At 61.1% G+C, this 22095-nt stretch carries 17 protein-coding genes and 1 pseudogene; 3 read left to right on the top strand and 15 right to left on the bottom strand.

Features of this window, described 5'->3' with window-relative positions:
* The 3 genes from F475_RS29920 to F475_RS29910 form a co-directional block, all read right to left on the bottom strand.
* The coding region (locus F475_RS29920; protein WP_146602962.1) for an Ig-like domain-containing protein at nt 1–2852 on the bottom strand (2852 nt) is incomplete at its 3' end.
* Between the two features lie 50 nt (nt 2853–2902).
* Entirely contained in the window at nt 2903–3748 is an 846-nt protein-coding gene (locus F475_RS29915; RefSeq protein ID WP_018929397.1) for a sulfotransferase, read from the bottom strand.
* Between the two features lie 151 nt (nt 3749–3899).
* Nucleotides 3900–5471 carry a glycosyltransferase family 39 protein gene (locus tag F475_RS29910; RefSeq protein ID WP_111455429.1) on the bottom strand — a complete coding sequence of 524 codons (1572 nt, stop codon included), beginning with the start codon at nt 5469–5471 and terminating at the stop codon, nt 3900–3902.
* A 275-nt stretch (nt 5472–5746) separates the two neighbouring features.
* Here F475_RS29910 and F475_RS29905 point away from each other — a divergent pair, with 275 nt between their 5' ends.
* Together F475_RS29905 and F475_RS29900 are read left to right on the top strand one after the other, a co-directional pair.
* Nucleotides 5747–6334, top strand: coding sequence for a phage tail protein (locus F475_RS29905; RefSeq protein ID WP_018929399.1), 588 nt, complete (start codon nt 5747–5749; stop codon nt 6332–6334).
* Between the two features lie 56 nt (nt 6335–6390).
* The gene (locus F475_RS29900; RefSeq protein ID WP_007940987.1) at nt 6391–6702 is read left to right on the top strand and encodes a hypothetical protein; all 312 of its coding nucleotides are present in this window, start codon (nt 6391–6393) and stop codon (nt 6700–6702) included.
* A 58-nt stretch (nt 6703–6760) separates the two neighbouring features.
* Here F475_RS29900 and F475_RS29895 read toward each other — a convergent pair whose 3' ends face one another.
* The 12 genes and pseudogenes from F475_RS29895 to F475_RS29845 all read right to left on the bottom strand — a co-directional run bounded on the left by F475_RS29895 (nt 6761) and on the right by F475_RS29845 (nt 20768).
* Nucleotides 6761–7258, bottom strand: coding sequence for a GNAT family N-acetyltransferase (locus F475_RS29895; protein WP_018929400.1), 498 nt, complete (start codon nt 7256–7258; stop codon nt 6761–6763).
* A gap of 11 nt (nt 7259–7269) precedes the next feature.
* Nucleotides 7270–9366, bottom strand: a complete 2097-nt coding sequence (locus F475_RS29890) for a biotin/lipoyl-binding protein (protein ID WP_111455428.1) — start codon at nt 9364–9366, stop codon at nt 7270–7272.
* Nucleotides 9367–10686 carry an efflux RND transporter periplasmic adaptor subunit gene (locus tag F475_RS29885; RefSeq protein WP_018929402.1) on the bottom strand — a complete coding sequence of 440 codons (1320 nt, stop codon included), beginning with the start codon at nt 10684–10686 and terminating at the stop codon, nt 9367–9369. It lies immediately after the preceding gene.
* Entirely contained in the window at nt 10683–11465 is a 783-nt protein-coding gene (locus F475_RS29880) for an efflux RND transporter periplasmic adaptor subunit (RefSeq protein ID WP_018929403.1), read from the bottom strand. Before F475_RS29880 ends, F475_RS29885 begins: the two co-directional genes overlap by 4 nt.
* Nucleotides 11466–11589: 124 nt before the next feature.
* Nucleotides 11590–11751, bottom strand: a pseudogene (locus tag F475_RS30380) (RND transporter); the annotation flags it as partial.
* Between the two features lie 110 nt (nt 11752–11861).
* Nucleotides 11862–12728 carry an ABC transporter permease gene (locus F475_RS29875; protein WP_111455427.1) on the bottom strand — a complete coding sequence of 289 codons (867 nt, stop codon included), beginning with the start codon at nt 12726–12728 and terminating at the stop codon, nt 11862–11864.
* A 20-nt stretch (nt 12729–12748) separates the two neighbouring features.
* Nucleotides 12749–13609: an ABC transporter ATP-binding protein gene (locus F475_RS29870; RefSeq protein ID WP_111455426.1), complete on the bottom strand. Its 861-nt coding sequence runs from the start codon at nt 13607–13609 to the stop codon at nt 12749–12751.
* Between the two features lie 5 nt (nt 13610–13614).
* Entirely contained in the window at nt 13615–14640 is a 1026-nt protein-coding gene (locus F475_RS29865; RefSeq protein WP_111455425.1) for an ABC transporter substrate-binding protein, read from the bottom strand.
* A gap of 15 nt (nt 14641–14655) precedes the next feature.
* Nucleotides 14656–15567, bottom strand: a complete 912-nt coding sequence (locus F475_RS29860; protein ID WP_018929408.1) for a TauD/TfdA family dioxygenase — start codon at nt 15565–15567, stop codon at nt 14656–14658.
* A 291-nt stretch (nt 15568–15858) separates the two neighbouring features.
* A complete protein-coding gene (locus tag F475_RS29855; protein WP_019581653.1) occupies nt 15859–17226 on the bottom strand; it encodes an HlyD family type I secretion periplasmic adaptor subunit in 1368 nt (455 codons plus the stop codon).
* Complete coding sequence (locus F475_RS29850) at nt 17216–19372, bottom strand: type I secretion system permease/ATPase (RefSeq protein ID WP_028939515.1); 2157 nt, start codon at nt 19370–19372, stop codon at nt 17216–17218. Before F475_RS29850 ends, F475_RS29855 begins: the two co-directional genes overlap by 11 nt.
* Nucleotides 19373–19415: 43 nt before the next feature.
* A complete protein-coding gene (locus tag F475_RS29845) occupies nt 19416–20768 on the bottom strand; it encodes a TolC family outer membrane protein (protein ID WP_018929411.1) in 1353 nt (450 codons plus the stop codon).
* 356 nt (nt 20769–21124) lie between these two features.
* Here F475_RS29845 and F475_RS29840 point away from each other — a divergent pair.
* The coding region (locus F475_RS29840) for a retention module-containing protein (protein WP_111455424.1) at nt 21125–22095 on the top strand (971 nt) is incomplete at its 3' end.

Raw genomic sequence — 22095 nt, 5'->3', positions numbered from 1 at the left:
GTCAGGTCCGCGTTGGTGAAACCGCTCACCGCCTGATCGAAGGTGATGGTCACCAGTGAGGTTTCGCCGATTTTCAGTGCGTTGTCGGCGACCACGATGGTCGCGGTCGGCGGGACGGTGTCGATCATGTAGTTGTTCGAATTGGTGGTGCCGCTCCCGGTGTTGCCCGCCAGATCACTGACCCCGGTATTGTTCAGGGTGATCAGGTTGGTGGTGTCATTGACGCTGGCCGACGGCGTGAAGGTCGCGGTCCAGGTGATGCCGCCATCGCTGCTGCTCACCGCGCTCAGCGTGCCATTGGCGATGGTCAGGTCGGCGTTGGTGAAACCACTCACCGCTTCGCTGAACGTAATGGTCACCAGCGAGGTTTCACTCGCGGTCAGCGTTGTATCGGCCACCACAATCGTGGCGGTCGGGCGTACCGTATCGATGGCGTAGTTGTTGGAGTCGGTGGTGCCGCTCCCGGCGTTGCCCGCCAGGTCGCTGACTCCGGTGTTGTCCAGAGTGATCAGGTTGGTCGTATCGGTGATGCTGGCGGTTGGGGTGAAGGTTCCCGTCCAGGTGATGCCGCCATCGCTGCTGCTCACCGCCGTGAGCGTACCGTTGGCAATCGTCAGGTCCGCGTTGGTGAGACCGGTGACCGCTTCATTGAAGGTGATGGTCACCAGCGAGGTTTCGCCGACTTTCAGCGCATTGTCCGCCACCACGATGGTCGCGGTCGGGCGTACGGTGTCGACCGTGTAGTTATTGGAGTTGGTGGTGCCGACGCCGGCGGTGCCCAGGCTGTTTATCACGCCGGTGTTGTCCAGGGTGATGACGTTGGTCGTATCGGAAATACTGGCGGACGGGGTGAACGTTGCCGTCCAGGTGATGCCGCCATCGCTGCTGCTGACGGCGCTCAGGGTGCCGTTGGGGATAGTCAGGTCCGCGTTGGTGAAACCGGTCACGGCCTCGGAAAAGGTGATCGTCACCAAGGACGTTTCGCCGATGCTCAGTGTGGTGTCGGCGACCACAATGGTCGCGGTCGGCGGTGGCGAATACGCGGTGTTGAGTACGCCACCGTCGTTGTAGATAGTCGAGAAAGAGGTCGGCGAGGTGCCGGTTGAACCTCCGCCCTGCGCGGTACCGCCTGCACCACTGGCTGCGGCATTACCGGCCAGGGCCGCGAAGTTGGCAGCCGTGATCAGTAGCGTGCCTTTGTTCCAGATCGCACCGACGCCCCGGCCGCCAATGCCGCCATTACTGGCATTGCTGCCTTGGCCACCACCACCGCCACCGCCGCCACCGGCGCCGATGTTGTTGCTGATGGTCGACGTGCCGATGACGGTTATGGTGCCGCTGCTGGCGTTGTAGATCCCGCCTACCGCGTTGCCGCCAGCACCACCTACCTTGTCCCAACCGGCCCCGCCGCCGCCACCGCCAATGGAAATCGTGCCATTGGTGGCCGTCGCACCGTTACCGCCGTTGCTGTAATAGGAAACGCCCACCCCGCCAGCACCGCCAGTGGTGGAACCACCGCGACCGCCCATGTGGGTGGCGTCATAACCGCCGCCATAACCACCGACACCGCCGCTGCCCGCCTGGCCGCCCAATGTGCCGGTGCCCGGCCCTGCCGAACCACCGTGCCCGCCGCCCTGGCCGCCCAAACCGCCACCACCGCCGCCGCCACCGCCGTAAAAAGCGCCCGTGACACCGCCGCCGCCACCACCACCGGAAGCGGCGTTGGAGGTCACGGTAACGTTTTTCAGGGTCAGGTTCCCGGCGTTGAAAATCCCCCCGGCCATTGCGCCCGTGGCACCGTAGCCACCGTTGCCACCGTTGCCCGCCACCAGGCCACGGGTGATCACCAGGCCATCGAGCGTCACGGTACTGCCAGACGCCACTTCAACCACTCGGGTCTTGTACTGACCATCAAGAGTCACATCTGCCACACCGTCGTTGTTCAAGTCGCCATCAACGTAGACGTTCTTGTTGATCAGCAATTCGGAGGTCAACTGCACCGTCATGCCGGTGCTGAATGTGACGATATCGCCGTTCTGCGCCGAGGCGAGGGCGGCACGCAGCGAGCCGACGCCCGTGTTGGCGTTGTTGGTGGCGGTCCAAGTGGCCAGGCCCCACTGATACTCGCTCATGGCCGTGGTCGAGAGCACGTTGGCGCTTTCGATGTTGCCGGTAGCAATTTCCAGATTCCAGTCGCCACCGACCCCGGTGCGGTTGCTGGAAGCGGCGATATCACGGCCGGTCAGTTGCGCCAGCGAGTCGACGAAACTCAAGCCGCGCTCGCCTTCGGCGGTGTAGCAGCCGTAGATCATGATGTCGCCGCCGACGTTCATGTCCTTGCCGATTTCCGCCAGCACGGCGCTGCGGGCCGCGACGTTATCGGCCGACAGATAACTATTACCCAGCCACAGATCGCCTGCGTTGCCGTGGGCAATGATCTGCACCGAACTGATGCCCTGATGGGTGTCGAGGTAGTCGGCAATCTGCTGCAAGCCGTCCTTGCCCGCGTCCAGCTGGACCACCTGAGTGCCCGGCGCGACACCTTTAAGCAGGCTGTTGGCGTCCTTGACCCGCGAATCGACGAACACCACGCTTTGCCCTGGCACCGCGACAGGTGTCGGGGTTGGCGTGGCATCGGCCTGGCCGTGGGTGTCCTTGCTGGCGACCGACTTGTCGGCAGTCGGTGCCTTGACCGCGTCGGCCGTGGTATGGGTGTCAGCCTGGGCAGTATCGGCCACTGTGGCGGCCACCGCACCATCGAACAGCATGCGCGGCTCCAGGGACATGATCATTGGCGAGGCCAGCGCTCGTGCGCCTTGAGTAACCCGCGACTTGCCTTTGCTCCACCACATGCTGCTCACCCGGACTCGAACTTTTTGACAGACCAATGAAAACGCCGCGATCAACTGATCGCGGCGTCGGCTTTCATACGAATGACATTGGCGGCGCTGGCTGAGCCATCGAGCCAAAAGGACAACTCGGCGTATTGCTTGAACAAATCCGGCGGCAGGATCGTGCGCCTGGACTGCAATTGAACCTTGGCCTTCACCTTGTGCAGCCCCGAGAGGCCAAGGGCCTGGTCGAATTCCGGCGCGTCGTAGGCCAAATGATCGAAATCATGTTCGAACCAGGGTTCACCGATGAAGTCGTAAACCAGCCGCATCACCCGCTCTGGCGCCTGGCTCAGCAGGTCGTAATCGATGATCAGCAGTGAGTCGGCGTGTTCGCCGTAATAGGCTTCCTTGAGGGCGGCCCAGGAAAACCCCACCAACCGATTGCGTTGGGCCAGGGTTTCGCAGCGGCTGTAGACCGTGTTGCGCTCAACCGCATCGCCGAACAGCTTGGTGTTTTCGAAGGGGTTGGCGCGGTACAGGCGCTCGATGCTGTCCATGACCCAGGCGACATTGCGCACACAGGCAATGATCTTGGCTTGAGGGAACAGATCGCTGATCGCCGGCAGGCGCGAACTCCACAAGCGGTTGGTGTCGAACACCACCGGTTTGTCGGCCTTGTCGGCGTAGTAAGAATCGAACAGGCCACGCAACAGGCGGCGACGCAGGTCGGTGTCGATCACCGCGCCGAATTCGCTGCCGGCGCTGCATTGCTCCAGAACGCCGGAAAAGAGTGCGCCCACGGGGCTGGTCATGCCGGCATGGAAACGCGGATTCTGCAAAAGAATGGCAGAAAGCAGGGTCGAGCCCGAGCGCGGCAAGCCGGAGATAAAGTGGAATTGTTGCAATCCATTCACCCGTCATTCAGTCCTTTGTACGACGGAGCGTAGACCATGAATGGCCTTACAGCTAGTGGTGTTTTGATATCAAATTGGAGCTAAATCGACTGGAAAACGCAATTTATATAACTGTTTAAAAGTTGAATCGTTTAAGCCCTGAAACCACGAATTACTTCAGCACATACAAGCGTGCCACGGCGCCTCCCCCCCGGGCTTCGTCGACGCGTTGCCAGCCCGCGGGCAATGGAGCGAACTCGTCCGCCCCCTCGAGGGTACCGACCAGCCATACCCGACCAGTACCTTTGGGCAAGGCATCGAGGCTATCCAGGTAGATGTCATTGGTCACCAGCGTACCGAAACCATAGGCGTTCGGCCGGCTCGACCGGCCATCGGCCAATGGTGGCGTGTACAGCATCGGTTTGGCGTTGGTATGGTTGTAATAGACGTAGCTCAGATACCAGAGCATGTCACTGGTGACGATTCGGTCGCCGGGCATGAAGTGCTGGTTCACGTGTTTGGCCATGACGCTGATCTGATCCTCAGTATCCACCGTGGCATTGTTCTTCACCCCCACCAGCTCGACACCGGCAAACAGCAGCAGCACGGCCAGTGCCAAGACCTTGAAGTCTGCGTACAAGCGATCGACGGCCAGCGCGACAACCATCGGCAGACCCAAGGCGTAAGCGGTCAGGTAACGCTCGATGAACACCGGCGAGATGAACGACACCGCAAACACCAGCAATAACGGGACTGCGGTGTAGATCACCGCCAGCGCACTGCCACGGAACACACTGCGGTCGCGGGCCAGCGCCACGCCCGCCAGGGCCACCAATGCCAGTGGCAGCGCGATAAAAATCAGCGTGGGCAGGTTCTCGCCATCGTCCTGGATCAGGAGCGACCAGATCATCGACGGCAATGAGTCGAGCATGACGGGGGGCTCCCACCCCACATCACCATTGGCTTTGAGCAGATCCAAGTGCTGGATCAGATCGATCAGGCTGGGCACCCACGGCAGGTACAACAGCACAATCGCCACATTGGCCAGCCACCAGCCCGAGCGCTGAATGTGTCGCAGTCGATACCCTGGCTGTACACGTATCATGCCCAGATACAACCAGTGACACAGCACGCACAGCGCGGTGAAGTAATGGGTGTAGAACGCCGCTGTCATCAGCAGGGTGTAGATCACCAGATAGCGCGTGCGTTGTGGCCGTTTTATCCAGTACACCAGGGCGATCGTGGCTCCGATCAGCCACATCCCCAACAGCGAATACATCCGCACTTCCTGGCTATACCGCACCGCCGTGGGCAACAGCGCCAGCAGAACCCCGGCCAGCAACGCGGCGCGGCGGGTCGCGAGCAGGTCCACCAGCCAGACACCGAGCCCGACCGTGGCAATCCCCGGCAGCGCGCTCAGGCAACGAATCGAAAAAATGCCGTCGCCGAACAGCCCGATCCAGCCGTGCAGCAGTATGAAATACAGCGGCGGATGCACATCATGGGCTGCATGTTCCCAGATCCCGGCCAAAGAGTACTGGCTCAACAACAAGCTGGACCCTTCGTCACCCCAGATCGCCGCCGCCGTCAGGTCGTAAAAACGCACCAGCGCAGCCAATGCCAGGATCGGCAGCAGCCAGTGCTCCCGCGCCCACCGCAATAAGCGACGGGCAGCCGCCCATGAGCCCGGTGTCGCGTGCGGATCCTGAGTGTCACCCAGCGGTGTTTCTCTGCGCGCCTCCATTGCCTCCCCTTGTTTCAACCTGATGTGCCTCGACCTGATGAACTTCGACCAGTGAATACGCAATTTTCTCAAGCACTGTAGGACAGGCTCAGGCCCGTCGTCGATGCTGGCTTTACGACGGACGACGTCCGGCAATCATTCCGATCAGCGTCTACGCTTTGGCGTGGCGTGACCCAGCCACGGAGATGAACGGAGTCGGCTGATCACTGCGATCCGCCCGGATAACCGGGCCTGCGATGTGACATATCAGACACTAACCTGAGGGATGAGGAACTATGGAAGTATTCATGGGCACTATCCAACCTTTCGCCTTTAACTTCGCCCCCAACGGCTGGGCCCTGTGCTATGGCCAGACGCTGGGGATCTCGCAATACCAGGCGCTGTTCTCACTGCTGGGAACCTACTATGGAGGCAATGGCACCACCAATTTCATGCTGCCCAACCTGCAGGGCCGCATGCCGATTGCCCAAGGCAACGGCCTGGGCCTGACCCCGCGTGTCATCGGTGAGGTCTCCGGGACCGAAAACGTCACCGCAACCATCAATAACCTGCCCAACCACACCCACGCCCTGTCCGGGCTCACGGCCACCACCACCCTGCAACTGGCCAGCCCGGCGAGCAACCCGGTCACCAACCCGACCGCAACCAACTCGTACATCGGTGCCTCGGGCGGCGGGCCAGGCTCGGCGAGCATCTACTCCGATCAGCAAGGTGCTGCGGCTGTACCGCTCAAGGGTGTCACCAGCACGGTGACGGGGGAAATCTCGTCCGCCGGCAATGGTTTGCCCATGACGGTGATGAACCCGTTCCTGGTGCTCAACTTCAGCATCGCCCTGAACGGATTATTCCCTTCGCGTAACTGAGGGTCTGGCCGGGGGATGCACATCCCCCGGCCACTTTTGCTTGATGGAGGGATGCCATGCTGCAACAGGTTCAAAGCCAACACTTTCAGGCACTGCTGGGCAAGACCGGGACGCTGCGGCTGCCCGATGGCAGTGAATTGCCGATCCATATCGACACCCTTAAAGAAACGCCCCATTCACAGATGCCCAAAAGCGAGCGCATGCCGTTCAGCGTCGAGCTCAACAGCCTGCAACCCACCGATTTTGTCGATGGCTTGTGTGCGCTGGAGTTGCCGGAACTGGGCCAGGTGGAAAATATTTTCGTCTCGCGAGTACCGACCATGGGGCGGGATCCCGACGTGGGCTATTTCTACATCGCCTTCAACTGAGACTTTGTGGGAGCGGGCTTATGTGGTGAGCCCCTCACCACAGCTTTTTGTATTGCTCTTAACCCTGTGGGTACCACACCAACCGCTCCGCCGCCGGGTTGCGCTCTTCAACCTGAAACCCCAGCGCCAGGTAATGCTGGCGCGCATGGGGATTGTTGGCCCAGACCACCGTCGCCACCGGGCAGCGGATTTGTTGCGCGGCTTTTTGCACGCCTTGCAGCACCGTCCGCCCGTAACCCCGGCCTCGAGCCTGGGGGATGAACGCCAGGTACAGCACGCGAATTTCATTGGGACCGAAGTCGGTGGTCAACGCGCCGATGGCTGTGTCGAGTTTCTCGATCACGTAATGCATGGCGTCGGGAAAGTTTTCCCCCAGTCCTTGTTCCTGCACGGTGAATTGCTGGGCAACCACCTGTTGGACCACTTCCTGCTCGCCGTCGATCCATTGCAGATCCGGCCGCGCCGCCTGGTAAAGGCTGTGCAGAAAAGGTCCATCGCTGGCGCGCGAAGGCCTGACCACCAGGCCGTCCGCTGCCACTGAATCGCTGTTCGCCATCGCTGTTCTCCCTAGAAACCGCTTTCCCTGACCCCCAGGGCTGCCATGCGCCGCCAGGCAACGCCCAACAACGATTCGCCGCTGCCCTGCAACACCACAATGCCGCGCAAAGGTTGCACCGGCGTCGGCGTCTCTTCGAGGACGCTCAACCGCGCGCCATACTGCGCCTGCACCGGCTCGGCGCGCTGATGCTCATCCCGGCGTACGGCAATCGGCCCGTGATGATCGGAAGTCAGCGCCTCTTGATCGACATAGGCCGCGCCGTTGGTATCGATTTCGCTTAATTGCACGGCAATCGCCGGGTGCATCGGGTCATCGGCGATGAACCGCCCGCGAGCACCCGAAGCAACACGCCAGAGCTCGGCTTCAGCCAGATAACCGCGCAACCGCGCGCCGTCTTCGACCACCCGAGCCAAAGGATCTTTAGTCGAAAGCCAGCGACCGACCGTTAACTGCGGCAACAGGTCGCGCACCTTGCCGGCGTGGGGCGCGCGCAATAGCAGTCGCTCCCGCTGGGCGACCAGGCCGCGGTATTCAGCCACCGCTTCCGCCAGGCGCTGCTCGACGATTCCGGCGTCGGCCGCGGTTTCGCTACGGCTGGCCTGACGACGCATCTGCAACTGCTGAATCTGGATCTCGCGGCGGACGATGGCCTGGCGTGAGTCCAGGTCCGGTGATTCCAGCTCGATCAGCACCTCGCCCTGGGCGACAACCTGACCGTCATGCACATTCAACGTTTTTACCCGCGCCGCCACCGGCGCGTGCAAGGCGCTGGTGTGTCCCGCCTCCAGCATCGTCGGCAGCTCCACCGCGCTGCGCCACGGCAGCGCCAGCAGCAACAACAGCCCGAACAATGTCAGGCTGCTGAGCAGTACCCGAGGTGTATGCGCCTGTTCGCGACGACTCCACCATTGCCGCCACTCGCTCAGGATCGGCAGGAAGATGAACCACACCAGCTCCACCAGCATCAGGAAGATCCCCAATACCTTGAAGAACAGGTGATAAACCGCCAGCGCAATCCCGAAAAACAACGCCGCGCGCCATAGCCACGAGCCGTATCCCCAGATCAACAACCGCCGCTGCATCCTCGGCGCCCACGGCTCCGGCGCCGGGGCAGCGTAGCCGAACAGGAACTCGCGCAATCGCCAGCGACACAAGGCAAAGGCACGTCCCTGAAGGTTGTCCACTTCCCAGAAGTCGCTGAGCAAGAAGTAGCCGTCGAAACGCATGAACGGGTTGAGGTTGATCACCAGCGTAGTAATCCAGGTCGCACTGGCGAGCATGAACGCCGCCGTGCGCCCGGGGCCATCGGGCAGCAGTGACCAGGCGAGCAGCGCGATACAGGCCAGCACCAGTTCCGCCAGCACCCCGCCGGCGCCGATCAGCAAACGCGCACGTCTATCGTTGACCCGCCAGGCGTCGCTGACGTCCGTGTAGAACATCGGCAGCAGCACCATGAACGCCACGCCCATGCTCTGCACCCGACAACCGGCGCGCTTGGCCATGAAGGCGTGGCCGAACTCGTGGCACAGCTTGGCGAAAAACAGCGCCACCGCGAACGCCAGCGCACCACCGAGGCTGAACAGGTGTGGAAAGGTGGCAATGAATCGCTGCCAGTCCCGCGACACCAGAAACACCCCGAGCCCCAGCGTCGCGGGCAATCCGTAGCGCAATGCGCGCGGGCCGAAACGCTCCAGCCACGGCCAGACGCGATTGAGAAAGGCGTCCGGACGCCACAGCGGAATCCGGAAAAACAGGTATTGATGCAGCAGGATTTTCCACAGGCTCTGGCGCTGAGCCGCGGCCTTCAGGCTGTAACTGGCGCGCTGCGATGGGTCGAGGGCGCTGATCAGGTCGTGGCCGCGCAAAAATTCCAGCAATTGCTCAAGCGCCGCGCCGTCCAGCGGCAGCCCTGGCTCGCGGTTGGCGGCACGCAGCACCTGCTCGGGATCACCCAGGGACCAATGACGCAGCAAGCGCATCGCCGCCGCGCCGAGTTTGAAATAACGTCCACGCACCGGGTCGGCCAGGGTCCAGCATGGTGACCCGTCGAGGGCCGGCGCCGCCGTCGACAATTGCAGGTCTGCCCGCAGGCTCGGCAGGCTCATCTAAAGGCCTACGCTCTGACGCAACCCGGCCAGCGGTCGACGCAACAGGTACAGCGCCAGCGGCGCACGGTCACCGAAGACTTTCGCCGTGCCACGCAAGCCAATGCGCGGCGGTGCGCCGTCGAATGTCGCATCCAGTCGATAAGCCAGTTGCCCGCCAGCTGTTGGCTGCGCTTCATAGGCCGAACGTTCGAGCCTGGCCTGGTGCCGCTGCAGTGGATCGCTGTCGAGAAACAGTGCGACCTGCGCCCCCGGCTCCAGAGCGATCGCATCGCCCACGGCCAATTCGATGCGCAACTCGGCCTGATTCGGGTCGGCGAGTTCCATCAAGCGCTCGCCGGTCTGCACCGGTTTACCGGTCCAGCGTTCGGCATCGGCGAACACCGCGATGCCATCCCGCTCGGCACGCACTTCGCTGCGTTTGAGCAGTTCACGGGCGTAATCCCGTTCGGCGCGTTTCTGCTCGACACGTGCGGCCAGCAGATCGATTTTCGAACTGGATTCGGCATCGGCGAAGGAACGTTGGGAATTGGCCTTGAGTTCCGCTTCGGCAACGCCCAGAGCGCGCTCGGCCACATCAGCCTGAGCCTTGAGCGTGGTGCTTTCGAAGCGCAGCAGCAGGTCGCCGGTCTTCACCGTCTGGTTGGGTTTGACCAGGAACTCGGCGATCACCCCGTCCAGCGGCGCCGCGACCACCCGACCGCCCAACGGGACGACCTCAGCCGGCGCCAACACCGATTGGCGCACCGGAATCAGTAACCCGAGCAACAACACGGCGACCAGTGCCACCTGACGCTTGCGCGTCCAGCGCAGTCGCCAGGGTTTGCGCGGTTGCAGCGCCAGCCAGGCATGGCTGTAGGTGTCGCCCAGTTGCGACAACAGCACCTGCTCGGCAGGGTTCCACGGCACATCCCGCGCCAGCCACAGCCCGCCGAAGATCTCGCCCTGATGATCAATCAGTGGCAACCAGAACACCTGAGCGGCCGACAGACTTTGCCAATCGGCCTGAATCGATTCACTGAGCAGATCGGGCGCGATCACCCGTGCCTGTTTCAGCACCTCGAGCTTGAACAACTGCGCGACCGCTTGCTCGACAAACGCCACGAACGGCGCATTCGGCTCCACCGCACTGACACCGGTCACCGCCTGCACCTTGCCGGCGATCAACAATGCGGCATGGCGGAAACTGAACAGCGACTGACCGTCATTGACCAGGCTGTAGGCCAGTTGCGAAGAATTACGAGCCGCGCGGGTCTGGCGTTCGAGGTCGAGAAACCTGGCGAACACCTGCTCGGCGCCGCCCGTTACCGGGGCGTTCACTTGAGCTCCGCGAAACGCGCCGTTCCGCTCATGCCGGCCAACAGGCCGCTGGCGTTGGGCAGTGTCGCCACCAGCAGCAAGGTCTGGCTGCCTTCGTCGATCCGCGCGCCGAGGCGCTTGACCGTGGCATCCAGCGGCTGACCGGTTTCATCGGGGACAAAACTGAACGTCTGGCCGGGCTTGAGCTTGCCCATCCAGCGTGAAGGCACCAACAGGTGAATTTCCAGGGTGCGGTTATCGACCACATCCAGCAACGGCGCGCCAGCGGCAACGCTTTCGTAGCGCTTGACCTTGCGCTCGACGACCTGGCCATCGAACGGCGCGACCACACTGCAGCGTTTGACCTGAACCTGATAAACCTGAGATTGCGCCTGGGTTTCGCTGACCTTGGCCTCGGCCCGCGCCACTTCAAAGCGCCCCACCGAATTCAACGCCGCCAGTTGCCGATTATGGGCCAGCTCCTCACCGGCGCCACGATTGGCGGCCTGTGCCGCGTTGAGCTGAGCCTGATAAGCCGAACAGTCAAACCGCGCCAGGGTGTCGCCCTTTTTGAACGACTCGCCCTCACTGAACGGCAACTCGACAATCCGCCCGGACAACTCACTGGCGAGCACCGCCTGATCCCGGGCTCGCAACACACCACGGGCCTCACTGCTGGCTGACGCGTTACCGCCGACCGCGTTGCTTTCCAGCAGCGGATCGTCTGGCGCAGGCGTTTGCGCCTGTACTACGCACGTTACAAAGGTTAATCCCGCAACCCAAACACGAAAACGCCGCATAACCGTAACTCCCTGACGGATGAGCGGAGTCTACGACAGCGGGGGAACGCGTCAAGCGGATGGCCATCATTGGTTGGAGCGCGCGTTGGCGGATAGGTATTAATTTCCTTACAAATCATCCATATCAACGCTGCGCCATCTCCGCCACCGGATACACCGACTCCCATCCCCCACCCAACGCCTTGTACAACCCCACCATCGCCAACGACACCCCGGTCGAGCTTTCGACCCACTGCTGCTGGGTCGCCAGCAATTCGCCTTGCACGGTGAGGATGTTGATCTGATCTGGATTGATTCAGACGCAATGCTAGCAAACATCCTTCTGACTGATGTATTGGCAGGTCTGCCGCCATCGCGGGCAAGCCCGCGAAGGGGCCAGATCAGACACCGCAAAACTCAGCGCTGCATCCCCCAACGCTTCACCGTCACCCGCTCCAACGTATCGAACACCAGATTCTCCACCAGCAACCCGATCAGGATCACCACCGCCAACCCGGCGAATACCTTATCGGTGTACAGCTCATTACGGTTCTGGAAGATGTACCACCCCAACCCACCCTTGCCGCTGGTGGCGCCAAATACCAGTTCAGCGGCGATCAGCGTGCGCCAGGCGAATGCCCAGCCGATTTTCAAACCGGCGAGGATCGACGGCAGCGCGGCCGGGATCAGGATGAACAACACGAAACGCATGCCCTTGAGGCCGTAATTGCGCCCCGCCATGCGCAGGGTTTCCGAAACGCCAAGGAACCCGGCATAGGTGTTCAAGGCCAACGCCCAGAGCACCGAATGCACCAGTACAAAAATCAGACTGTTCTGCCCCAGCCCGAACCACAGCAGCGCCAGCGGCAACAGCGCAATCGCCGGCAACGGGTTGAACATCGAGGTCAGCGTGCTCAGCAGATCGCGACCCAATTGTGTCGACACCGCCAATGTGGTCAGGGCAAACGCCAGCACAATCCCGATCAGGTAGCCCTTCAACAACACCACCAGCGAAATCCACACCTTGCCCAACAGTTCACCGCTGAGCAGGCCGTCGTACAGCGCGCTGGCGGTTTGCAGAAAACCTGGCAGCAGCAGGTCGTTATTCTGGTAACGGGCAACGGCTTCCCAGAACAGCGCGAGCACAATCAGGATCAGGCTTTTACGCAACCAGCCCTGTTGCCAGAGACGCTGACCGAGGGCTAACTCACGCTCCAGCGGGACGCTCGTCAGCGGCTGCAAAATGGTTTCGTACTCTTTACGCGCGGATGATAGCGGGCTCATCGGGCACTCCTCTCAATGGCTCAATAAGCGATGCGAATATCGGCGAAATCCAGCTCACGCGCGGTTTCCGGTGACTGGCCTTCATCGAACAACAGCCGATGAATCCGCCGTGCCGATTCCTGGAACGCCACGCCGCCGAGGCTGTGCAAATCGTATTGATGGCTGTGGACTTCGGCTCGTACCCGCCCCGGATGAGGCGACAGCAGCAGAATCCGATTACCCACCACCAACGCCTCTTCGATGGAGTGAGTGACGAACAGCAGCGTGAAACGCACCTCTTCCCAGAGCAGCAGCAACTCTTCCTGCATCTTGCGCCGGGTCAGCGCGTCGAGGGCGGCGAAGGGTTCATCCATCAACAGGATTTTCGGTTGCATCGCCAACGCCCGGGCAATCGCCACCCGAGCCTTCATGCCGCCGGACAAGGTATGCGGATAGGCATCGGCAAACGCCGCCAGACCGACCTTGTCCAGATAATGCAGCGCCCGCTCTTCAGCCTCTTTGCGCTTGAGGGTTTTGGAAGCGAGCAGCGGAAACATCACGTTCTGTTTGACGGTTTTCCACGGCGGCAGCTGATCGAACTCCTGGAACACCACGATCCGGTCCGGCCCTGGCGCATCGACCCGCTGGCCTTGAAGGCGAATCTCGCCCTCACAGGGCGGGATGAACCCGGCGACCGCCTTGAGCAACGTCGATTTTCCGCAGCCGGACGGACCGAGCAACACAAAGCGGTCCGCCGGATCGACCTCGAAACTGACCTGATGGGTCGCTCGAACCACACGCGCAGGCGTGCGGTATTCCAGGCTGACCTGGTCGACCGACAGCAGCGCTTGCGCGGCCGCGATCGGATTGCTGGCCGTGTGGCCTTGCAAGGGGGCGTTCATGTCGATCAGCTCCCTTGCAGCGGCTTGGCATCCTGGAAGAAGTAATCCTTCCACGAATCCGGTTTGTTTTTGATCGCGCCGACGCGGTAGAGGAACTCGGCCAGTGGGTAAGTGTTTTTCGGCGTGACGGTAAATTCGAACTGCGGGTTGTCGATGATTTTCAGCAACGCCGCACGGTCGATTTTTGCCTTGGTGACACGGATGTATGTGTCGGCCGCCGCGCCTTTATCGCTCTGCGCAAACTCGGCCGCTTCGGTCAGCGCCGCGATGAAGGCTTTATAGGTTTTCGGGTTCTCGTTGCGGAATTTCTCGGTGGCGAACAACACGGTCGGCGAGTTCGGGCCGAGCAGGTCATAGGTGTTCAGCACCACGTGCACACCGGGGTTTTCCAGCGCCTGATCCTGGAAGGGCGGGTTGGAGAAGTGCCCGGTCAACTCGGTGCCGCCAGCGATCAGTGCCGCAGTGGCATCCGGGTGCGGAACGGCGATGGTGTACTTGTCGAGGCGATTGAACTCTTTGTCGCCCCATTGCTTGGCCGCTGCGTATTGCAGGAAGCGCGACTGCACCGACACCCCGACCGCCGGCACCGCAATGCGGTCCTTTTCGGTGAAGTCATCGATGGTTTTGACCTTCGGATTATTACTCACCAGGTAGTAAGGGAAGTTGCCCAGGGAAGCCACGGCCTTGACGTTCTGTTTGCCGTGAGTGCGGTCCCAGATGGTCAGCAGTGGCCCGACGCCGGCACCGGCAATGTCGATGGAGCCGGAGAGCAACGCATCGTTGACCGCCGAGCCGCCGGAGAGCTGGGTCCAGTCGACCTTGATGTCGATGCCTTCCTGCTTGCCGTACTTCTCGATCAGGTTCTGATCGCGCACCACGTTGAGCAGCAGATAAACGATGCCGAATTGTTCGGCAATACGAATCTCACCCTCGGCGTGGGCCACGGTCGGCGCCACCAGGCTGCCGGCGAGCAGGCTGAAACCCAGGCCAATAGCGGCGGCCAACGGTGCAAATGGAAGACGTTTGGACATGAGGGTTCTCCGAAATCAGAAAGGCGCGTCGCCCTGGATGGTGGTGCGATACAACTTGCGGCGCAGATGGCTGGGGCATCCGGCGGCGAGGTGAATCAGCGAGCGGTTGTCCCAGAACACCAGGTCGTGGGCCTGCCATTGATGGCGGTAAATGTTTTGCGGCAACACGCTGTGGGCGTAGAGCTCGTCGAGCAATTGTTTGCTCTCGTCTTCCGGCAAACCGACGATGCGGGTGGTGAAGCCCTCGCTGACGAACAACGCCTTGCGACCGTTTTCCGGGTGGGTGCGGACGATCGGATGAACAACTTCAGCGACCTGAGCCAGTTGCTCCGGCGTCAGGGTCGGACGCCAGTTGCCCTCGAATTTGCTCTCGCTGTAGCGCGCCGTGTAGGAATGCGCGGCCGAACGACCTTCGACGGCTTTACGCAGCGCCTCGGGCAAGCTGTCCCAGGCTTTGTGCATGTCGGCGAACAGCGTGTCGCCGCCTTCGGAGGGCAGTTCCTGGGCATGCAGCATCGAGCCCAGGCTCGGCAGTTCTTTATAAGAGAGATCGGAGTGCCAGAACTTGCCGGCATCACCGAGGCCGATGGATTGGCCGTTTTCGATGATGTTGGAAACGATGAGGATTTCCGGATGCCCGGCCAGCAGGAATTGCTTGAGCACGTGGATCTGCAACACGCCGAAACGGCGGCTGAAGGCGATCTGCTGTTCGGGGGTTATGCGCTGGTCGCGGAACACCACCACATGATGATCCAGGTGCGCACGGTGGATTCGGGAGAAGTCCTGGTCATTGATTGGGCGAGACAGATCCAGGCCGATGATTTCGGCACCGACGGCGCCGCTGAACGGACGGATTTCGAAGGCTTGCGACGCGAGGGTGGCGGCGCTTGTTGGCTCAGGCTTTGGGGAAAAAGAGACAGCTGGCATAAAAATCACTCCCACGCACGGCGCGCTCAAGGGCGCGCGTCGATCAGAAACTCACGGAGGTCCCGTGTTGGTTCGTGTCGTGCGGCGCGCCGATTGGTCGGCAGGTACGCAGGAAAGTGACTTTATAGGTATAAGAATTTAAATTTAAATACCGTTAACGAATAACGATATGGCTTTTGAAGTGTGGTGTCTTTGAGGACGCTTTCGCGGGCAAGCCTCGCTCCTACAGAAGCCCCGCGTCCTGTAGGAGCGAGGCTTGCCCGCGAAGAGGCCATCAGCCTCACCCGAAAACTACCGCTCGTGCAACGCCTCGGCGCGAGCCCGGATAATCGGCTTGAGCAAATAACTGAGTATGGTCTTCTTGCCAGTAATGATATCCACCGACGCCACCATTCCAGGAATGATCAGCAACGGCTTTTCATCCGTCCCGAGGTGGCTGCGCTCGGTGCGCAGTTTGATGATGTAGTACGTGGTCTTCTTGTCTTCGTCGGTGATGGTGTCGGCACCGATCTGCTCCAGCTTGGCTTTCAGCCCGCCATAAATGGTGTAGTCGTAAGCCGTGAACTTCACCGTGGCATCTTGCCCCGGATGCAGGAAGGCGATGTCTTGCGGGCGAATCTTGGCTTCCACCAGCAAGGTGTCGTCCAGCGGCACGATTTCTACCAGGTCGCTGCCCGGCTGGATCACGCCGCCGATGGTGTTCACCAGCAATTTGTTGACGATGCCACGTACCGGCGATGTCACCAGTGTCCGGCTGACCCGGTCTTCCAGCGCCTTGCCGGTCGCCTGTGCCTTGTTCAGATCGGTGCGCGCTTCGTTGAGTTGAGTCAGGGCTTCGCTGCGGAATTTACCGCGAGTCTCATCGATCTTGCGCTGCACTTCCTTGATCGCCGATTCGGCGCGAGGGATCGCCAGGGTGGTGGCGTCCAATTGGCCGCGGGTTTCGACCTCGGCACGCTTGAGTCGCAATACCTCGACCGGGGATACCGCGCCCTGAGCCACCAACGGCTCGGACATGGCGATTTCCTGACGCTGCAAGGACAGACCGCTGCGGTACTGGGCCTGCTTGGAGGTGAACTCACGCAGCTCCTGCTGCTTCTGGATCAACTGTTCCTGCAAGCCACCGATCTCATCGTGCAGTTGCTGACGACGACTGATGTACAACGACTGTTCGCTGGCGGCCTGGCCGGGTACAGCTTTGAGCACATCGGCGGGAAAATTCAACGGACGGTCATCGACCTCGGCGCTCAAGCGCTCCACACGCAACAGCATCGACAGCCGATCGGCTTCGGTTTCGCCAACGTTGGAGGCAAACCGTGTGTCGTCCAGACGTATCAGCGGCGCGCCAGCCTCGACGATTTGCCCTTCCTTGACGAACAGCTCGGAAACGATGCCACCCTCAAGGTTCTGGATTTTCTGGATCTTCGACGACGGAATCGCCTTGCCGTCGCCCTTGGTGACTTCATCGATCACCGCAAAATTGGCCCACAGCATCAGGAACACGAAGAAGCCGATGATCGCCCAGATCGTCAACCGCACCACGCGCGGGGCGTCCTCGATCAGCGCTTTGTTGACCTCGGGAAGGGGCTGGCCTTGCAGCGACGCGGAGCCTTTGAAGTAGCGGCGGATGGATTCTTTGACCCCGGACTTAAGCAACACTGATCTGCCCCTTTTTCAACGCTTCCATCACGGCGGCTTTCGGGCCATCGGCGAGAATCTGCCCGCGGTCGATCACCAGCAGGCGATCCACCAGCGACAACAGCGAGGCCCGGTGCGTCACCAGCACCACGGTCTTGTTTTCCACCACGGCAGCGAGGCGTTGTTTCAGGCGCTCTTCGCCAGTGTTGTCCATGGCGCTGGTGGGTTCGTCCAGCAACAGGATCGGCGGGTTGAGCAGCAACGCTCGGGCCAGGGCCACGTTCTGGCGCTGACCGCCGGACAGGTTCTGCCCACGCTCACCGACTTGCAGCTCATAACCTTGCGGGTGCAGGCGGGCGAACTCGTGGACGCCGGCCAGTTCCGCGGCTTGCAGCACCAATTCGTCTTCGACATAGCGCGCGCCCGACACCAGGTTGTCGCGCAACGTACCGGCGAGCAATTGGATGTCCTGGGGCACGTAGCCAATATTGTGGCGCAGTTCGCTGACGTCGATCTGGCGGATATCCACACCATCCACCAGCAACGCGCCGTCGTCCGGCTGATAGAGGCCCACCAGCAGTTTGGCCAGGGAGCTTTTGCCCGAACCGCTGCGACCGATGATGCCGATCTTCTCGCCCGGCTTGATGATCAGGTTGATGCCCTTCAGCGCGGGGTTCTGTTGATTCGGATAGGTGAAGGTCAACTGACGGCATTCAATGGCGCCTTGCAGGACCTTGCGGCTCAGCGGGCGCTCGTCGAAATTGCGCTCCTGAGGCAACTCCATCATCTGATCGACCGAGGTCATGGTCACGCGGGCTTGCTGGTAGCGGGTCAGCAGACCGGACAGCGAGGCCAGCGGGCTGAGGGCGCGACCGCTGAGCATGTAACAGGCGATCAAACCGCCCATGCTCAGGTTGCCGGCAATGATCTGGTACACGCCGAAGACGATCATGATCACCCCGGCCAATTGCTGAATCAGCAAGGTGATGTTCATCGCCAGACCAGACAGCATTTTCACCCGCAGCTCAAGGCGGCTGAGGGTGCCGATAGTCTGTTCCCACTGATACTGGCGTTCGCTTTCAGCGTTGTTGACCTTGACCGCATCAAGACCGGCGAGGGTTTCGATCAGGCTCGACTGGCGCTCGGCGCCCAGGGCCATGGTTCGCTCCATGGTCGCCACCAGCGGCTTCTGCAAGGCATAACCGATCAGCAGCGCAATCGGGAACGCCAGCACCGGAATCCACACCAGATGCCCGCCGAGGATCGCGATGACCAGGAAGATCAACAGCGTAAACGGCAGGTCGATCAGGCTGGTGAGGGTCAGCGACGCAAGGAAGTCGCGCAAGCTCTGAAATTCATGGATGTTCTGGGCGAAGCTGCCGACCCGCGCCGGGCGGTACTTCATGGCCATGCCGACGATGCGCTCAAACAGCGTCGCTGAAATGATCAGGTCGGTTTTCTTGCCGGCCAGGTCCAGGCACAGACTGCGCAGGCTCTTGAGAATCAGGTCGAACACATAAGCGCCGGTGATGCCGATGGCCAGCACCCAAAGGGTCGATTCGGCCTGGTTCGGCACCACGCGGTCGTAGACATTCATCACGAACAGCGGCGCGGCCATGGCGATGATATTGATCAGCAGACTGGCAGCGATGGCGTCGACGTACAGCCAGCGCGAACGCTTGAGGGTGTCGCGAAACCACGAACGCGCGCGCGGGATCAGCGTGCCGTGGTTAACGTCGAATTTGTGCTGGGGTTGGGCGAAGAACACTTTGCCGATGTAGTCGTCGGCGAGCAGTTCACGACTGACGCAGACTTCGCCACCATCACTTTCACTGAGCAGCAAGCGGGCCTGGTCTTCACCGTGCCAGCCGAGCAGCACCGCACTGCGTCCGTCCTTGAGCAGCAACAGCGCCGGCATGGCGATCGCCGGAATCTGCTCCAGTTTGCGTTGCAGCACCCGCCCTTGCAGCCCGGCGCGAGCGGCCGCACGAGGCAGCAGTTCGACGCTCAGGCGCTGTTTGGGCAACGGCAGGCCGGTGGTCAGCATCGCCGCGCTGGCCGGCTTCTGGTGCAAAGTGCAGAGGGCTAGCAAACCGTCCAGTAACGGATCGTCATGCAGCGCGCGTGGATCATGAATGAGTTGAACTCGACTGACTTCTGATTCCACGCTCGACACTCTTGGCTAGCTAACAGTTGAAATGGGGCAGGACTCAATTCATCCCAGGCAGCTGGACCTTGGGCTTCACGTCATTCTGCACAACGGATGCCAACGGTGCGACCACGCCCTGACTTTTGAGCAATTCGCCCATGGTCGCCTTGATTCGGTACTGAGTAAATAACTGAATGTTTTTGATCTCGACCAGCCGACGGGAAGCGGTGAACAGCTCGTTTTCACTGTCGAGCAAGTCAAGTAGCGTCCGTTCGCCGAGGCTGAATTGCTTCTGATACGCGCCGCGCACGCTGGCGCTGCGATCGACATATTGCTGGGCGATCGGCACCTGGGCGTTGGCGTTGTTCAGGGCATTCCAGGCCAGGCCCAGTTCTTCATTCAACACGCGCAGGGCGTTGTTGCGAATATCCAGCGCCTGGTTCGACAGGTAGGACTTGGATTCCAGATCGGCCTTGTTGCTGCCACCGGCAAACAAATTGAAGCGCATGCGCAGCATGGCCTGCCATTCGTTGTTGTGACCGTTCTGACCATCGAGGTCGTTGTCGGCGGTGCGACCCAGTTCGGCATCGAAGCGCGGGTAGAAGCTCGACTTGGCGGCTTCGTACTGTTTCTCGGCAGCAGCGATATCCGATTCGGCGGAACGCAGGATCGGGCTGTTTTCCAGCATCTGCGCCCGGGCTTCATTCAGGTTGGCTGGCAACAGCGCCATAAAATCGGCAGGCCGCTCCAGTTGATCGGGCATTTGGCCGACGGCACTGAGGAAGTTGGTCTGGGCGTCTGCCAGGTTGGTCTGCTCGGTGATCAGGTTGTTGCGGGCCTGGGCCATGCGTGCTTCGGCCTGATCGAGATCGGCGCCGCTGCCCACGCCGCGCTGGGTGCGCAATTTGATCTGGTCAAAAATCCGTTCGTGGTTTTTCAGGTTGTCTTCGGCCAGGCGCACGAATTCGCGGCGGGTCAGCACATCGAGATAAACCTGAGCGACGGTCAACGCGGTGCGTTCCGAGGTGCCCATCAAGGAATAAGCACGGGAATTAACGGTGGCTTGTTGACGCCCCACTTCGCTGGACGTCGCAAAACCGTCAAAAACCATCTGTGACAGACGTAAACTTGACTCGCTCCGGTTCAGCGTTTCCCAGTGGTTGCTGCCGCCAGCGGCACGGGTGGAGACACTGTCGGTGCCTTCACGACCATAACCGCCCAGCAGATCGACCCGTGGCAGGTATCCACCTTTTGCAGCCTTTAATTGATAATCCGCGGCCAGCCGACTATTGACCCCTGCCTGGATTTCCGGATGGACATCCAGTGCCTGTTGCATGGCCTGCGGAAGGGTTTGCGCCTGAACAACGCTGGCGGCAAAGGCGAAGGGTAGAACCTTGAACAGGTGCAAACGCATAGATGGAATTCCCGGGACTTCTTGTCTTGAATCACTGCAGAACATGGCGCTGCATCGCATGATGGCAACCGGAATGACCGTATGTCGGAAAGTTCAAAATCGGAACTGGATCACACGCTGTAGGACAGGTCGCCGCTTAAATATCAATGTGACATTACTTGGACGATTGTTTAGGATGACTCCCATAAGGTCAATAGTTTGGCATAAAGTTAATTTCGAAAGAATATAGCCAAATTATTGACGATTCGAGCGTCAAAGTTATGTATCGAATTTTGTAAGAACGTCCAGCCCCGATCGGCGAACGCGCCCGAGCGGTTCATGGAAGTCAACTGAACGTGACACCCGGAGAGTCTTCAATGAGCAGTGTTGTTGCCATCGTCAAAAGCATTGTTGGTCAGGTTTTCGCGGTGTCCCCAGAGGGCATCCGCCGCGTACTCGTTGAAGGCGACCGGTTGTTTGTGGGCGACCAAGTGGACACCGGTGCCGCCGGCGCCATTACCCTTGAACTGGCTGACGGGCGGACCCTGGACCTGGGCCGCGACACTCAGTGGAGTGGCAGCAATCCGGACTCCAGCACCGACCTTGCACAAGCCACTGCACAAGCGGCGCCATCAGTTGACGAACTGCAGCAAGCCATCGCTGCCGGAGCCGACCCAACCACCGCGCTTGAAGCCACTGCTGCCGGCCCGACCGCCGCAAGCGCGGGCGGCTCTGCCGGTGGCGGCCACAGCTTCGTGGCTCTGGAGGCAACCGCTGCCCGGGTCGACCCGACCATTGGCTTCCCTACCGCAGGCCTCGCCACTGCGGCTTTGGCAACACAAAACACCACTGGCGGCCAGACCGCCAATACCAGCTCCAATGCTCTGCGCGAATCGACCCTGAGCCTGAGCGCCACGCCGACCATCACCGAGGCCGGTGGTGTACTGGTTTACACCGCGACCCTGACCCAGGCACCGCTGACCGACCTGACCATCACCCTGTCCAACGGCGCGGTGATCGTGATCACAGCCGGCCAGACTACCGGTACCGTCAACGTTCCTCTGGCGCCGAACGACACTGTTTATAACGATCCGACCCAAATCGACGTGACCGTCACTGGCACCACGGGTGGCAGCGGTATCGTGGTCACCCCGCCGACTGCTCCGGCCGTGACCCAGGTCACCGACACCGTCGACACCACTACCGTTACGCTGACAGCGGGTTCAAGCGTCACCGAAGGCGGTCAGATCACCTACACCGCGACCCTGACCAACCCGGCGCAGACGCCGGTCACCGTGACCCTGTCCAACGGTTCGACCATCACCATCGAAGCCGGAAAAACCACCGG

The sequence above is a fragment of the Pseudomonas sp. URMO17WK12:I6 genome (genome assembly GCF_003253625.1).
GTDB lineage: Bacteria > Pseudomonadota > Gammaproteobacteria > Pseudomonadales > Pseudomonadaceae > Aquipseudomonas.
Note: the sequence above shows the minus strand (reverse complement) of the source record. Positions and strands in the feature narration are given on the sequence as shown.